The 15,510-nt window shown below is 66.0% G+C and carries 10 protein-coding genes; 4 read left to right on the plus strand and 6 right to left on the minus strand.

The genetic code is table 11. The features are described from left to right. The first annotated feature begins 25 nt into the window (after positions 1-25). Entirely contained in the window at positions 26-865 is an 840-nt protein-coding gene (locus tag AC1DX5_RS02875; RefSeq protein ID WP_478014090.1) for a hypothetical protein, read from the plus strand. 74 nt (positions 866-939) lie between these two features. Here the strand turns inward: AC1DX5_RS02875 and AC1DX5_RS02880 are convergent, their stop codons facing one another. From AC1DX5_RS02880 to AC1DX5_RS02905, 6 genes are read right to left on the minus strand one after another with little or no spacing between them, the layout of a single operon-like run. Continuing rightward, positions 940-1,683: a 3-keto-disaccharide hydrolase gene (locus AC1DX5_RS02880; protein WP_478014092.1), complete on the minus strand. Its 744-nt coding sequence runs from the start codon at positions 1,681-1,683 to the stop codon at positions 940-942. Between the two features lie 48 nt (positions 1,684-1,731). After that, on the minus strand, positions 1,732-3,564 hold the full coding sequence (locus AC1DX5_RS02885) for a glycoside hydrolase family 9 protein (protein ID WP_478014094.1): 1,833 nt from the start codon (positions 3,562-3,564) through the stop codon (positions 1,732-1,734). A 1-nt stretch (position 3,565) separates the two neighbouring features. Continuing rightward, positions 3,566-5,074 carry a tryptophan halogenase family protein gene (locus tag AC1DX5_RS02890; RefSeq protein ID WP_478014095.1) on the minus strand — a complete coding sequence of 503 codons (1,509 nt, stop codon included), beginning with the start codon at positions 5,072-5,074 and terminating at the stop codon, positions 3,566-3,568. Beyond that, positions 5,071-6,606, minus strand: coding sequence for a tryptophan halogenase family protein (locus AC1DX5_RS02895; RefSeq protein WP_478014097.1), 1,536 nt, complete (start codon positions 6,604-6,606; stop codon positions 5,071-5,073). Before AC1DX5_RS02895 ends, AC1DX5_RS02890 begins: the two co-directional genes overlap by 4 nt. Further along, a complete protein-coding gene (locus AC1DX5_RS02900) occupies positions 6,603-8,105 on the minus strand; it encodes a tryptophan halogenase family protein (protein WP_465173198.1) in 1,503 nt (500 codons plus the stop codon). Before AC1DX5_RS02900 ends, AC1DX5_RS02895 begins: the two co-directional genes overlap by 4 nt. Positions 8,106-8,116: 11 nt before the next feature. Further along, positions 8,117-9,667 carry a tryptophan halogenase family protein gene (locus tag AC1DX5_RS02905; RefSeq protein ID WP_465173199.1) on the minus strand — a complete coding sequence of 517 codons (1,551 nt, stop codon included), beginning with the start codon at positions 9,665-9,667 and terminating at the stop codon, positions 8,117-8,119. A gap of 274 nt (positions 9,668-9,941) precedes the next feature. On the opposite strand from AC1DX5_RS02905, the gene AC1DX5_RS02910 reads away from it, so the two are divergent. From AC1DX5_RS02910 to AC1DX5_RS02920, 3 genes are all read left to right on the plus strand, one after another. After that, the gene (locus AC1DX5_RS02910) at positions 9,942-13,100 is read left to right on the plus strand and encodes a TonB-dependent receptor (protein ID WP_478014099.1); all 3,159 of its coding nucleotides are present in this window, start codon (positions 9,942-9,944) and stop codon (positions 13,098-13,100) included. A gap of 157 nt (positions 13,101-13,257) precedes the next feature. Then, positions 13,258-13,992 (plus strand): DUF6445 family protein, encoded by a 735-nt coding sequence (locus AC1DX5_RS02915; RefSeq protein ID WP_478014101.1) that lies wholly within the window; start codon positions 13,258-13,260, stop codon positions 13,990-13,992. A 19-nt stretch (positions 13,993-14,011) separates the two neighbouring features. After that, positions 14,012-15,463 (plus strand): tryptophan halogenase family protein, encoded by a 1,452-nt coding sequence (locus AC1DX5_RS02920; protein ID WP_478014102.1) that lies wholly within the window; start codon positions 14,012-14,014, stop codon positions 15,461-15,463. Positions 15,464-15,510 lie beyond the last annotated feature (47 nt).

The raw sequence follows: 15,510 nt of genomic DNA on the forward strand, positions 1-15,510 counted from the left end.
GGCGGCTCCCGCGACGGCGCAGCAGGTGGCGGACCCTGACTATGCGCCGAAGCTCGAGAGTCCCGCCTATGTCGAACAGGGGCCACATGTCGCGCTCGACGGCGCACACCGGAATTTCCATACGCTGGACGGACGGTACGCGCCGTTCGGCAAGCTGCTCGAGGCTGACGGCTACAAGGTGTCCGCCCTCACGACTCCGCTTTCCATCGAGACCCTCGCCGGCGTGAATGTCCTGGTGATCGCCAATGCCCGATCGGAGACACCCGGGACGTCGGCCTTTGCGCCCGAGGAGATCGCCGCGACCCATGACTGGGTGGAGGCCGGCGGATCGCTCCTGCTACTTGCCGACCATGCGCCGTTCGGTGGCGCGGCGGCCGATCTCGCCGGTGCCTTCGGCGTGGATATGGGACAGGGCTATGTCGCCACGCAGGAGGATGGCAAAGTCACCTTCGCGATCGAGTATGCCGGTGCGCATCTCGGCGATCATCCGATCCTCCACGGCCGATCGGACAAGGAAGAGGTGCGGAAGGTACGCAGCTTCACGGGACAATCGCTCGGTGTCCCGGAGGGCGGAGTCGGGCTGCTCGACCTTCCCAAGTATGCCCTGGAGGTAGCGACACCGGTGGAGGCCGGCGGGCTGATGAAGGGCGAGACCGTCCCGGGCAAGGCTGTTGGCGGCAGGGTTCAGGCGCTGGCGATGACGGTCGGCAAGGGCAGGGTGGTGATCGCCGGCGAGGCCGCGATGTTCTCGGCGCAGGTGGTGACGAGCCCGACCCATGCCGCCAGGCATATCGGTCTGACGATCGACGACGATCAGCAATTCGCGCTCAACACGCTGCACTGGTTGTCGCATCTCATCGACTGACGATCGGCGATCGCCATCTTCGAATGATACGCCAGATCGCGGCGGCACCACGGTCATCGACCAGGATGGCATCGTCAGTCGAGCGACTGCAGCTCGATCTTCCTGAATTCGACCTGGTTCCCCTCGCTTTGCAGCGCGATATAGCCCCGACGCAACGTCAAAGCCCCGCCCGCTGCGGCGATGAGCGGTTTGGCGTCCGCATCGTCGGGGTCGAGCTGGGGATTGGCGTAGCGCAGGACGATTTTCCCGTTGATGCGGTGCGTGATCTGACCACTCGGCAGGACCTCCAGTTCGGCGTGAGTCCATTGCTCTCTGGGCATCAGCGGCGAGGACGACAGGATGCAATGGCGCGGATCCAGCTTCCCCGCGATCTCGACGGTCGTGCCCGGCGTACACACATTGGCGGTCGGTTCCCGCACGGCGCGCGGCACGGCGAGCAGCTGCATCTCCAGGCTGACCGGGAAGGCCTGGTCGCGCCGCATGGTTTCGGGTGCCTGGGCGTGGAACATCAGGCCGCTATTGGTCTGCTGCCATATCTTCACGCCCGGAAGGGGCTCGCCGAACAGGCGATAGTCGAACCGCAGGCGATAGGCATGCAGCGGAGTCTTCCAGAAAAGATGGCCGAACTCGCCCTCGAACCGCGGATACCCCGCATAGGAAACGCGAATCGCGCCATGCTCCACGACGAACATGTGGCGCGGATCTTCCCCGACGGCGCGGCCGGTGATCTTCGGCGTCCAGCCATCGAGCGTCCGGCCGTCGAAGATCGGCTGCCATTTAGGCGCGGGCGCGGCCCCGGTCAGTGCGATGATGGGCAAAAGCAACAACGCCCTTGTTACGGGACCGATGCCTGGCCTTCTGATCATCTAGCGTTCCTCATCCAGATAAGCCGCCACCCAGAACAACGGTGCGTTCCAGTTGATCGCCACTTCGTTCAGCGCATAGGCATGGACGTCGTCGCGCCAGCAACGTTGCGGCGCGCATTTGCCCTTCATCGTTTTCGCGACATCGTCCGCCATCGCGGTCGAGTTTGGGCCGCCCGACAGCACGCCCGGCGGCGGGCCAGGCAGTTTCGGATCGAGCGACGGTGCCCAGAAGCGATGGTGCGGGTGGCGCATCGGATTGGCGCCGAAGCCGCTGACATAACTCTGGTCGAGCGGGTTGCGGCCGAGCACATAGTCGATCGCGTCGACCACGGCGCCGCGCAAGGGCGCCTCGCCGCTGAAGTCCGCAGCCAGCGCCAGGATGATCGCGCGATTGAGGATGGTCGCATTGGAGCCCCAGGGGTAGGCCGTGCTGGCATAAGGAATGCGATAGCCCGACCGTTCTTCCTCCGCGAGGAAGCGCCGCGCCGCGTCGACGATCAGGCCGCGCTGCGATTCCAGCTCCTTCGCCGACAGCGAATTGGGGATAGTGGCCAGCGTGATCGTGCCGAGCGCTGCCGTGCTGGGCCAGCCGGGTTCGGTCATGGGCGCAGAGAATTGCGCCATATGTGTGATTGCCTCGCGGTAAGCGGATTTTCCGGTCGTCACGAACAGTTCGGCCGCGGCCCAGTAGAATTCATCGGCCAGGGTGCGATCGCCATAGCCGCCGCTGCCGGTGAAGGTGTCGGGCGCATAGACTTCCGGGTTGCGCAGGGCCGCATTGAAGGCGCGTTCGCTCGCGCTCAGGCAACGGGCAGCGAAGGCCGGATCGATCCTCCGCCAGATCCGGGCGCATTGCGCGGCGGTGGCGGCGAGGTTGAGTGTAGCGCCGGTGCTGGGCGGATAGAGCAGGCGCGGCTGCGGATCGTCCGCCGGCCGCATCGGCAGCCCGGTCCAGGCCCGGTCGGCGACCTTGTGGTGCGCCATGCCCGAGGCATCGATATCGGTGAAGACCAACGCCGCGCCGGGTGGCTGCGGGCCGACGGGGACGCGGAGATGCTTGCCGTCGGGCACCTGCATGGCGAGCAGGAAGCGCATCTGCCAGCGCGCCTCGTCGAGCAGGTCGTTTACTCCATTGCCGGCCTCGGGCAGCTTTGCCTTGCCATCGGCAAAGGCCGAGGGACCCTTCTTCGCCGCTTCGCGCTCTGCGACATTTTGCAGCGTCCACAGCGCGATACCGCCGTTGACGACATATTTGCCGTGGTCGCCGGCGTCGTACCAGCCGCCAGTCACGTCGAGGCTATAGTCGCAGCCGGGCCAGTCATTGCCCTTCTCGTCCTTGCCCGAGAAACAGGGGGCGATTTCCCTCGGATGGCCCGCAGGGCGCGCCCATGAAGCGCCGCCGGCATAGCGCGCCTCGATCGCGATGCCGGCGCGGGTCTGGTAGAAATAGTTGAGCGCGGCATATTTGAGCGGGGCGTAGAGGCCGCGCGCGATGCGGAAGGGGCGGCTTTCGACGTCGCCGACCTTCAGGCGATAGGTGCCGGGCATGCCGACCCCGCTGAAATCGACCTCATGGACATGATCGCGCGACGCGGCATCATCGCCGGTGACCTGGCTCCTGCCTTGAGCCACGGTGGCGCCGCCGGCGTCGATCAGGCGCCAGGGCAGGGGCGCGGTTGCCGGATCGGCGACGATCGCGCGCTTGGGCGCGACAGGGTCGAAACCGAGCTGGTTGAGGTGAATCGCCGTCGTCGGTGTATCGGCCGACCGCGACGGGGCCGCGACGGCAAGCGCCAGGGCTGCAAGGATCGCCGCACGGAGCCCGGCTCGCATCTCAGACCGCCGCGCAGTGGCGGTCGATGAACGCGCGGTGGCCCGGCATATAGCCGACCGAGGCTGCGATGGTCTCGCGGATGTTGGTCAGCCGCGCTTCCAGCACTTCCGGACTCAGCGTGTCGGCGACCGGATCGTGCGTGGCGGCCTTCATGCCCTGGCCGTTCATCACCGCGAACCAGCTCGTCTCGTTGAACAATTCGTCATCGTCGCGGAAGGTGCGGCCATATTCCTCGAAACAGCGCATCTTCTCGTTGAGGCGTTCGGGAATCTCCATCGTCCGGCAATAATCCCAGAAAGGCGAATCGTCGCGCGCGGTGGCGTGATAATGAAGGATGATGAAGTCACGGATCTGGCGATATTCGTTCAGCAGGATGCGGTTGTAACGATCGATCGTACCCTGCGCGAAGCCGCGATCGGGGAACATGCCCATCAGGCGGGCGAGTCCGCTCTGCACCAGCCAGATGCTGGTCGATTCGAGCGGCTCCATGAAGCCCGAGGCAAGGCCAAGCGCGACGCAGTTCCTGATCCACATCTTCTGCCGGTGGCCGCTCTGAAACGGGATGGCACGCGGCTCGGCCAGCGCTTCCCCGTCGAGATTGGCGAGCAGGATCGCGGTCGCTTCGTCCTCGCTCATATAATCGGTCGAAAAGACATGGCCGTTGCCGATGCGGTGCTGCAGCGGGATGCGCCATTGCCAGCCGGCGCTGTGCGCGGTCGAGCGGGTATAGGGGCTGAAATGCGATCCATGCGCGCAGGGCACCGCGACGGCGCGGTTGCAGGGCAGCCAATGCGACCAGTCCTCGTAGCCGCCGTCCAGCGCCTGCTCGATCAGCAGCCCGCGGAAACCGGAGCAGTCGATGAACAGATCGCCCTCGATGCGGGTGCCGTCCTCCAGCACGACCGCCTCGATGAAGCCGTCGCTGCCGCGCAGGGCGACATCGACGATCTTCCCTTCCTGCCGCACGACCCCGCGCGCTTCCGAATAGCGCCGCAGATAGGGGCCGTAGAGCGCGGTATCGAAATGATAGGCATAAGCGATCTCGCTCAGCGGCGAGTTCTTGCCATTGTCGATCGAGCGCATGAACTTCGCCCGCTCGCCGGCAAGCGCCTGAAGCGAATATTGCTCGATCGGCCGGGGATCGCCCGCATGATGCGCGCGCAGCCAATGCGCGTGGAACGATACCCCCGCCATATCCACGCCGAACTTGCCGAAGGGGTGGAAATAGGTGTGCCCGATCCGTCCCCAGTCGACGAATTCGATGCCGAGCTTGAACGTGCCGCGCGTCTCGCGGAGGAACTCGTCCTCGTCGATGCCGAGCATGCGGTTGAAGATCGCCATTTGCGGGATCGTCGCCTCGCCCACCCCGACGATGCCGATCGCGTCGGATTCGATCAGCGTGATCTCGGTATAGTCAGTGCTCAGCAGCTTGGCGAAGGTCGCCGCCGCCATCCAGCCGGCGGTGCCGCCGCCCACGATGACGATCTTGCGGATGCGGTTGTCGGTCATGCGGTCTTTCTCGACGGAACGGCGGTGGGAGCGGGGCAGTTGCGCGCGATCCAGTCCTCATGGCGCGGCATCGCCTCGGCGGCGCGGCGGAATACCTCGCGGATGCGGTCGAGCCGCTGGCGGACGAGCGCCGGGTCGACCGCGTCGGCAAGCGGATCCCAGCCGGCGGGCATGACGTTCTGACCGAGCAATACCGCGACCCAGCTCGATTCAGCGAACAGCTCGTCATCGTAGCGGAAGAACCGGCCACGGCCCCTGAACAGGTCGATCTTGCGCCGAAGCGTCTCCGGCACCTCCATCTCGCGCACGCGCCGCCACAGATCGCCGTCGGTCCGCTCATTGGCGTGATAGTGCAGGATCACGAAGTCGCGGACCTGCTCCATCTGGAGCTGGCTCTGGCGGTTATATTCGTCGCGCTCGACCGGCGAGAAGCCCCGGTCGGGGAACAGCGCCATCAGCTTCGAGACGCCGGTCTGGATCATGTGGATACTGGTCGATTCGAGTGGCTCGACGAAACCCGAGGCCAGGCCCAGCGCGACCACGTTGCGGTTCCAGGCGAGCTTGCGCCGGCCGGCCTCGAACCGGATCAGCATCGGATCGCGGAGCGTCGGGCCGTCGAGATGGGCGAGCAGCGTTCCGGTCGCTTCGTCATCGCCGATATCGTCGCTGCAATAGACGAAGCCGTTGCCGACGCGGTGCTGCAACGGAATGCGCCATTGCCAGCCCGCGCGGCGCGCGGTCGCGCGCGTGTAAGGGGTGGTCGCGTGGCTCGTGTTCGCGGTCGGCACCGCAATTGCACGGTCGCATTGCAGCCAGTGCTTCCAGGATTCGAAGCCCGTCTGCAGCGCGTCCTCGATCAGCAGGGCGCGAAAGCCGGTGCAATCGACGAACAACTCGCCTTCGATCCGGCGGTCGCCCTCGAGCTGGATCGCCTCGACATGCCCGTCCTCGCCACGCAACGCGACCTCGACGACCTTGCCCTCCGTGCGCACCACGCCGCGCGCCTCGGCATAGGCGCGCAGATAGGCGGCATAGAGCGACGCATCGAACTGATAGGCATAGGTCAGGCGCGAGAGCACCGAGGCCGGATCGGCGACGGGGGTGGTGTAGCGTCCGAGTTTCTGTGCGGTGGCGCAGAGATTATAGTCCTCGATCCAGCTTGCCTGGCCCGCGGCGTAGAGTTTTCGCCAGAAATGGTGGAACTTCACGCCCTCGATGTCGAAGCCGAACTCGCCGAACGGGTGCGTGTAACGATGGCCCTCGCGCGTCCAGTCGATGAAATCGATGCCGAGCTTGATCGTGCCCTGGGTCTTGGACAGGAAGTCGTTCTCGTCGATGCCGAGCAGGCCGTTGAAGTTGCGGATCGGCGGGATCGTCGCCTCGCCGACGCCGACCGTGGCGATCGCATCGGATTCGACCAGCGTGACCGATACGCCGGTACGGACGAGGCGCGACAGCGCGGCGGCGGCCATCCAGCCGGCGGTGCCGCCCCCGACGATGACGACGCTGCGGATGGGCGTGGGCGCGGTCATGCGGCAGCGCCGCGCGGCGGGGCGGCATAGGCGCGGCGGAGATAGTCGCCGTGTGACGGCATCGTCTTCACCCCTGCGATGATCGCCTCGCGCAGCCGGGCGAGATGCTGGTCGATGCGCTCGATCGGCACGCTGCCCGCCAGTGCATCGTGGCGGCGCGGGTGGAGGCCCTGGGCGTCGAGCAGGGCAATCCAGTCGGCATCTTCGAACATGTCGTCGTCATACATCGGCATGCGCCCGGCGCTGGCGAACTGGGCGAGCTTGTAGGCGAGGCGGTCGGGCGGGCGGACCGAGCGGACCGCATTCCAGAAGGGATCGCCGAGGCGTCCGTTGGTGGCATATTGCGCGATCAGGAAGTCGCGGGCGCTTTCGGTCTCGTTGATCGTCATGCGATTATATTCGGCCGCTTCGATCGGCGCTTCCGCCGTATCGGGGAACAAGGTGACAAGCCGGGCAAGCGCGCTCTGCACGAGGTGGAGCGCGACCGGATGCAGTGGTTCGAGCACACAGGCGGCAGCGCCGATCGCGACGCAGTTGTGATACCAGGGCGCAGCGCTGCGGCCATTCTCGAACGAGACCATGTGCGGCGGTTCGCCCCCTTCGACGCCAAGGGCCGTCGCGCCGCCCGCATCGCCGAAGGCGTCGCTCCAGCAGAGCAGGCGTCCCGTCTCGCCGGCAAGTGGCGTGGTGCTGCGCCAGCCGGTCGGCAGCGCCTCGACATGGCCGAGCGGTGGGGGGTCGGATGGATCGGCGAGGCGCGCGGCCATTGCGCGGTCGCAGGGGAGCCAGTGTCGCCAGCTCTGAAAACCGACGCCGAGGGTTCCCCGGCTCAGCAGCGCGTCGGTGCCGGTCGCATCGACGAACAGCAGGGCGGCGAGCGAGTCGCCATTGGCGAGTTCGAGCGACGCGATCTCGCCCGAAGCCCCCAGCAGCGCCTGACGGAACGGCGCCGCAGCAGCGCGCGCGCCGTGCGCCTCCGCGGTCGCGCGCATGGCCGCGAGATAGCCCCAGGCGTCGAGATGCAGGCCATAGGCGTACTGCGAGATGATGGCGCGCTGGTCGGTCGAGGGGCGGGCGAAGCGGCCGGCCTGCGCCGCGATCGCCGCGATCGAATAGTCCGCCGCCCGGACGGTGCGCCCATGCTGCCGCAACCGGGTCAGCAACTGGTGGAAAGCGACCGGGCCGAGCGGCGCGCCGACGGCGCCGAAGGGCAGGAAATAGGCCGAGTCCGGTTCGGCCCAACCGGCAAAGGCACCGCCAAGGGCGAAGCTGCCGCGCGTGGCGCGCAGGATGAGATTTTCGTCTATGCCAAGGGAGTCGTGGAAGGGCCTGATCGACGGCAACGCTGTCAATGTCGTGCCGAAATCGCCCAGGCCGTCACCGTCGCGATCGGTTTCGACGACGAGGACGCGGTAGTGCCGGCGCGGCAGGCGGCGGGCGAGGGTGGCGGCGGCCATCCAGCCTGCCACGGTGCCACCGAGGATTGCGATGGTGCGCATCTCGCCCCCGATCATGCGCGCACCGGATCGGCAAGGCCAGAGAGCTGGCGGAGATAGGAAGCGTGATCGGGCATCGCCTCGGCGGCGCTGCGGAAAGCGACCGCCATCGCCTCCGCGCGGGCGGCGACTTCGTCGATCGGCAGTGCCTCGACCAGCGGGCTGACCCGGTCCGGTTCGATCCGCTGGCCGTAATAGACGGCGAGCCAGCTCGGCTCGAGGAACATGCCCTCGCGATATTTCACGACCACGCCGCGCTCGCGGAAGGCGGCCATCTTGTACTGGAGCGAGTCGGGCAGGCTCATCGTCCGGCAATGGTTCCAGAAGTCGGTGTCGGTCCGCTCGGTCGCGCAATAATGCAGGATCAGGAAGTCGCGGACTCGCTCATATTCGACCGCCATCGAGCGGTTGAATTCGGCGGCGTCGAGCGGATCCCAGCCGTCGAGCGGCAGCAGCTCGATCAGCTTGGTGATGGCGAGCTGGATCAGGTGGATGCTGGTCGATTCCAGCGGTTCGAGGAAGCCAGAGGACAGGCCGATCGCGACGACATTGCCGAGCCACTGCATCTTGCGCTTGCCCGTGGCGAAACGCAGCAATTTGGGCTCGGCCAGCGCCGCGCCCTCCAGATTCGCCATCAGCAGATCGCGCGCCGATTCCACATCGGTGAAAGCGGTGCTGAAGACATGGCCGTTGCCGACGCGGTGCTGGAGTGGAATGCGCCATTGCCAGCCGGCATCGCGCGCCGTCGCCCGGGTATAAGGGGTGAGCGGGCCGCCATGCTCGCACGGCACCGCGAGCGCCGCGTCGCAGGGCAGCCAGTGAGTCCAGCTCTCATAGCCGGCCTTGAGCGCGCCCTCGATCAACAGGCCGCGAAAGCCCGAGCAATCGACGAACAGGTCGCCGGCCAGCTCTTCGCCGCTTTCCAGCGTGACCGAACGAATGAACCCGGTTTCGCCGTCCTGGTCGACCGACATCACCTTGCCTTCGACCCGCCGCACACCACGCTGTTCGGCATAGCGGCGCAGATAGGCGGCATAGAGGCCGGCATCGAATTGATAGGCGTAGGAGAAGGTCGATTCGATCGTCGACGGATCGGGGGAGGGCGGGGCGAACCGGTCCGCGCGCGCTGCCAGGATGGGGAGGGAGAAAGCCTCTAGCGGCTTGTCCGTGCGCCCGGCGCGGGTGAGCCGCAGCCAGTGCTGGTGGAAGGGCAGGCCGGCGATATCGCGGCCATAATCGCCGAACGGGTGGATATAGCTGTCGCCGATCCGCGCCCAGTCGCGGAACTCGATGCCCAGCTTGAAGGTGGCGTTGGTCCGCCGCATGAAATCGGCTTCGTCGATGCCGAGGCGCTGGTTGAAGAAGCGGATATGCGGGACGGTCGCCTCGCCGACACCGACGGTGCCGATCTCCTCCGACTCGACCAGCACGACCTCGATCGGAAGCGCCGACAAGGCCCATCCAAGCGATGCCGCGGTCATCCAGCCGGCGGTTCCGCCGCCGACGATGACCAGTCGACGGAGTCGCCTGTCCGAGTCGGCCCTTGCCGCCTGTGCGTCGATCATCGCCCCTCCCTGTGCCTCACCGCAGACAATGAGCGTTTCCGATCACATATCTGTCATAAATGTCTCACGTGAGACTTTTTTTGCGGCGGCGCCTATTGCTTTTTATGTCCGATACGGCATCATGACCGCAGCTACGAAGATAGCCAAGAATAAATCGCACCAAAAATTGGTAGCGGTAACACAGGAGGGGGACGGTCTGATGAGTGACCTTGCGCGCATTGATGGAATCGCGAATCGCGGCGGAATCGGCCGTTCGCTGAGAAGTGGCGTGTCGATGGTAGCGCTTTGCGCTTTCTCGATGGCGACGCCGGCCTGGGCAGCCGAAGTGGCTCCCAAAGTTACGGATTCAGCTCAGCCCGCCTCTGGCGCTCAGGACGCGTCCGGACAGACAACGTCGGACACGCCGTCGAAGGATGAGACGGATATCGTCGTCACCGGCATCCGCCAGAGCCTCAAGACGGCACAGGCGCTGAAGCAGAATGCGGAAATCGTCAGCGACTCGATCTCGTCGGAGGATATCGGCGCGCTCCCCGACCGCTCGGTCACCGAGGCGCTGCAGCGCGTGCCGGGCGTCGCGATCAGCCGCTTCGCGGCGGGCGTCGATCCCGATCACTTTTCAGTCGAAGGGTCCGGCGTGGTCGTCCGCGGCCTGACCTATACCCGCTCCGAACTGAACGGACGCGACACCTTCACCGCCAATAACGGGCGCGGCCTCAGCTATGCCGACGTTCCGTCCGAACTGCTCGCGGGCGTCGACGTGTTCAAGAGCCCATCGGCCGACATGGTCGAGGGCGGCATCGCCGGCACCGTCAACCTCCGCACGCGCGTGCCGTTCGATGCCAAGGGCCTGTTGCTGGCGGGATCGCTCGAGGTCAATTACGGCGATTTCACGCACCGCTCGGCGCCGACGGTCTCCGTGCTGGCCAGCGATCGATGGCAGACCGGCGCCGGCGAGTTCGGCCTGATGGGCAGCTTCGTGCGATCTGAACTCCTCTCGCGCTCGGACGGCCTGCAGATTTCCAACTGGGGCGCGCGCACCCGCCACGCCAACGGCACCTTCGGTCAGCTGCCGGCGGGCCCGGGCGACACGGTGGTCTATATCCCGCGCGGCGCCGCGATCCGCAGCACGGATACCCAGCGCATCCGCTACGGCTATTCGGCGGCGGCGCAGTGGCGCAGCAATGACGAATCGATGACCGCGACCTTCCAGTTCCTGCGGTCGGATTCGCGCGAGACCTGGACCGAGCATGCGGTCGAGATCGCGACGGACAACGTCACCAGCAATGGCGATTCACAACCTTTGCCGGGCACCAGCTTCAGCTTCGACAGCCAGAACATCTTCACGGACGGCACGATCACCGCGCCGAACGGCTACCGTGCCGACCAATGGGGGGCGGCCGACAATGTCCGCACGCCGCTCAACGGCCTGCAGAGCAACAACATCACCCGCTCGGTGAACCAGCGCTATCTGACCGACGATTACGGCGCCAATTTCAAATGGAAGGTAACCGATCGGCTCGGCGTCAACCTGGATTACCAGCACACCAAGTCGCGCGTGACCAACACCGATTTCGGCATCTGGGCGTCGACCTTCCAGAATGCCGAAATCCATATGGATGGGGACAACCCGGCGACGGTGAAGTTCCTGCCGCTCAGCAATGCCGGCTCGCTGTACATGAATCCGCAGCACAGCAGCTATCTGGATCCGTACAACAGCTTCTATCGTTCCGCGATGGACCATATCGAGGAAAGCGACGGCAATGAGGACGCCGCGCGCATCGACCTCGATTACAGCTTCCCCGAGGACAGCTGGCTGAGTTCGATCCGTGCCGGTTATCGCTTCTCCGATCGCGAAAACACCGCGCGCTTCTCGTCCTATAACTGGGGCGTGCTCAGCGAGATCTGGGGCGGGACCGGGCCGGTGTGGCTCGACGAGCCAGTCAACGGCAACCCGAACACCGCCGGTGGCGCGCCGGGACCGAGCGAGCCTTATCTCTTCTCGAATTTCTTCCGCAGCACCGTCAACCTGCCGACGGGCGCGGGCCGCCTGTTCGTCCCCGACGAGCTGATCAGGAACTATCAGGCGGCTGGTGCCGCCGGTCTCGCGATCGGTGACGAATGGCGTGACCGGCTGGCCAATGGCTGCCCGCAAAACTGGGTGCCGCTGGCCCAGCGCTGCGGCGTGGTCGCCGGAACGCCGTTCCTGCCGGGCGAAATCAATCCGGTGCATGAACGCAACAATGCCGCCTACGCCATGATCCGCTTCGGCAACCGGCTCGGCAATGGCGGCCTCAACCTGAGCGGTAACCTCGGCCTGCGCTATTCGCGAACCTCGCGCGAGGCGAGCGGTTACTACTCCTTCCCACAACGGAGCTTCACCTGCACACCGCCGCAGAACAATCAGCCGCCAACGCCGTTCTGCGCGCTTGGGCCGGCTGTACTGGCTGCCGCCAACGCGTTCCAGAACGGCGCACTCACACCGATCAACGCCAAGCTCTCGTACGAATATTGGCTGCCCAGCGTGAACGTCAAGCTGGATGCGGGCGGCGGATTGCAGTTCCGCGCCGCGTTCAACCAGGGGATCGCGCCGCCTGATTTCGGCCTGACGCGCGCCTTCTACAACATCCTCCTCGACACGACCGATGCGACGATCGTCAACAATGGCGGGCCGAGGGCGCTGTTCAACGTCGGCAACCCATATCTGAAACCGATTCGGTCCAACAATTACGACCTGACCGCCGAATGGTATTTCTCGAGCGTGGGCCAGTTGACGGTTTCGCTGTTCAAGAAGGACCTGCGCGGCGTGCTGACCAACGGCACGGACCGGCTCAACTTCACCAACAATGGGGCGACCTTCGGGGCGATCGTGACGACGCCGCTCAACTCGACCGAGACCGGGCGCGTGAAGGGCGTGGAAGTGGGGTATCAGCAGACCTACACCTTCCTGCCCGGCTTCCTCAGCGGCCTCGGCCTTGCGGCCAACTTCACCTATGTCGATTCGAAGGGTGTGCGGCAGAGCACGCTTTCCGGCACCGATCCGGACGTCGCGGCGGGCCGCATCGCCAATGTCGATACCAGCAAGCTGCCATTGCAGGGTCTGTCGAAATACACCTTCAATATTGCGCCCTTCTATCAGGCGGGCGGGTGGGAGCTCCGCGCCGCCTATTCCTGGCGCTCGCGCTATCTGCTGACCGTACGCGACGTGATCGTGCCCTTCGCGCCGGTGTTCAACGAATCGACCGGGCAGCTCGACGCGTCGGCGTTCTACAATGTCACGCCGAACATCAAGATGGGCTTCCAGGGCGTGAACCTGCTCAACTCGACGCTCAGGACCACCCAGGTGATCAACAACGATCTCATTACCAGGCCACGGTCGTGGTTCATGAATGACCGGCGCATCATCTTCTCGCTACGGGCGAAGTTCGGAGGGTAGGGGGCCCGCCGTCGGCAATGCCTCCGCTGGGGGAGGCAACGCCACCGGCGGAGAATCTTGGGGCTTCAATCCAACGGGATTGGAGCCCCTTTTTTCGGCCCCGGCCGATGCTTGCCGGAGCTCGGCAAGCGCCATAGACCTTGCGGATGAGATCGCGATGACGCCCGTGACGGCCCCGACCTATGACCTGAGTGTCAACCCGCGCCCCACGGTGAGACTCGATCGCGTGGGCAATGTGCGGGAGCCGGTGCTGATCGTGGACGGGCTGCTCAACGCTCCGGCCGCGCTGATCGACTATGCGACCTGGGAGGTGGCGTTCACCCCGGCGGGCAACCCGGAGGGCGGCTATCCCGGCGTTCGCGCGCCCGCGCCGCTCAACTATGTCGAAGGCGTGGTGCGCGCGCTCAGCCCGTTGATCGAGCGCGCGTTCGGCCTGGACGATGTCACATTGTCCAATGCCGAATGCAGCTTCTCGCTGACGACGACCCCGCCCGAGCAGCTGACGGTGCACCAGCGCACGCCGCATATCGACACGGTCTATCCGCTGCAGTTCGCGCTGCTGCATTATCTGTGCGATCCGGATTATGGCGGCACCTCCTTCTACCGCCACCGCGCGACCGGCTATGAGACGATCGATGAGGCATGCGCCGTGACCTATGACGCGGTGCGCGCGCGCGAGCTGGCCGAGGAAGCGCCGCCGCAGCATTATGTCGGCGACGACACCGGCCACTACGCCCGGATCGGTGGTTGCGACGCGGTGTTCAACCGGATGGCGATCTATCGCAGCTGCCTGCTTCACTCGGGGCATATCCGTGAAGAAAAGCCGCTTGTCGCCGACCCGCGCGCCGGACGGCTGACCGCCAATATCTTCCTCAATTACCGGCCGCGCTGAGATGGGCGAGCCGCAGCGGTTGCGCAGCATTGTCATTGCCGGGGGCGGCGTTGTCGGCTGGATGACGGCCGCCGCGCTGGCGCGCTTCACGCCGATGATGCGCGTGACAGTGATCGATTGCCCGGTCGATGACGCCGCCACTCAGGCGACGCTGCCCGCGTTCAGGGATTTTCACGCGCTGATCGGCCTGGACGAACATGAGATGCTGGCGCGGTGCGGCGGGACGATGCGGCTGGGCACCCGCTTCGCCGATCCCGCGCGACCGGACGGATATCTGCACGCCTTTGGCGATGTCGGGCTCGATGTCGGCGGGGTCGCCTTTTACCAGCTGTGGTTGCGCGCGCGGGCGGCGGGTCAGCAGGTTGATCTCGACGACTATAATCTCGCCGCGATCGCCGCGACCATGGGACGTTTCGCGCGGCCCGCCGCCGACAAGCGGGCGATGATGGATTATGGCTATCATCTCGATACGGCGCTGTACGCCGCGCATCTCAAATCACTGGCGCTGGCCCAGGGGGTGGCGTGCGCGGCCGGAGAGATCGGCTCGGTCGGTCGCGACGGCGCGAGCGGGCTGATCGCCGGGGTCACGCTGCGGGACGGGCGCTCGATCGAGGGCGATTTCTTCGTCGATGGCACCGGCATGCGCGCGGCATTGATGGAAGCGCTGGATGTTGGATTCGAGAACTGGAGCAGCTGGTTTCCCGGCAGCCGCGACGTTGTGGTCGACGCGGCGGCTTTGCCGGACCTGCCCCCGCTGTCGAATGCAGTCGCGCACCGGTCAGGTTGGTCGCGGCAGTTGCCCTTGCAGCACCGGACCTGGCGCAGCCTTGGTTACGCTCCAGACCAGATTGGGGATGACGAGGCACTTGCGACCCTGGGCCGGGGCGAAGGCGAACCGCGCTTCACGATCCATCGCAGGGGACGAAGGCAGCGGTTCTGGGCCGCCAATTGCGTTGCCCTGGGTGCCGCCGCGGCGTCGATCGAGCCGATCGAGGCCGGCGAGCTGGATAGCGCCGGCAACGGCATCGTCACGCTCCTGTCGCTGTTTCCCGACCTGGGCGCCGCCGTGGCGGAAGCGGATGAGTTCGACCGAGTCATGACTGCGTCGATCGAGGAGCAGCGCGATCTTGCGTTGCTTCATCGTGTCGCGCTCGAACAGGGAAAGCCGGTCCTGCGGATTGGCGGCGAAGCGCGCGCGATGCCCGATAGCCTGACGCGACGGATCGAGCTGTTCAGTGGCCGGGGGCGGCTGCGGCCGCGCGACGCGGACGGTTTTGGTCCGGCGGATTGGCTCGCGGTGCTGATCGGGCGGGGCGTGCTCCCCGCGTCATGGGATCCGCTGGCCGATGCGATCGACATTCCGCGCGCGCAGCAGAATTTCCTCCGCCTGGCCGGACTGTTCAGGCAATCGGCCGAGACCATGCCCGGTCATGCCGCCTATCTTGCCCGCCACTGCGCATACCGGCCATAACCGGCGCGCAAACAGCGTTCGACCGGCGAGCGAGATGGTATAGCGAC

The organism is Sphingomonas sp. P2_B6 (genome assembly GCF_056404755.1).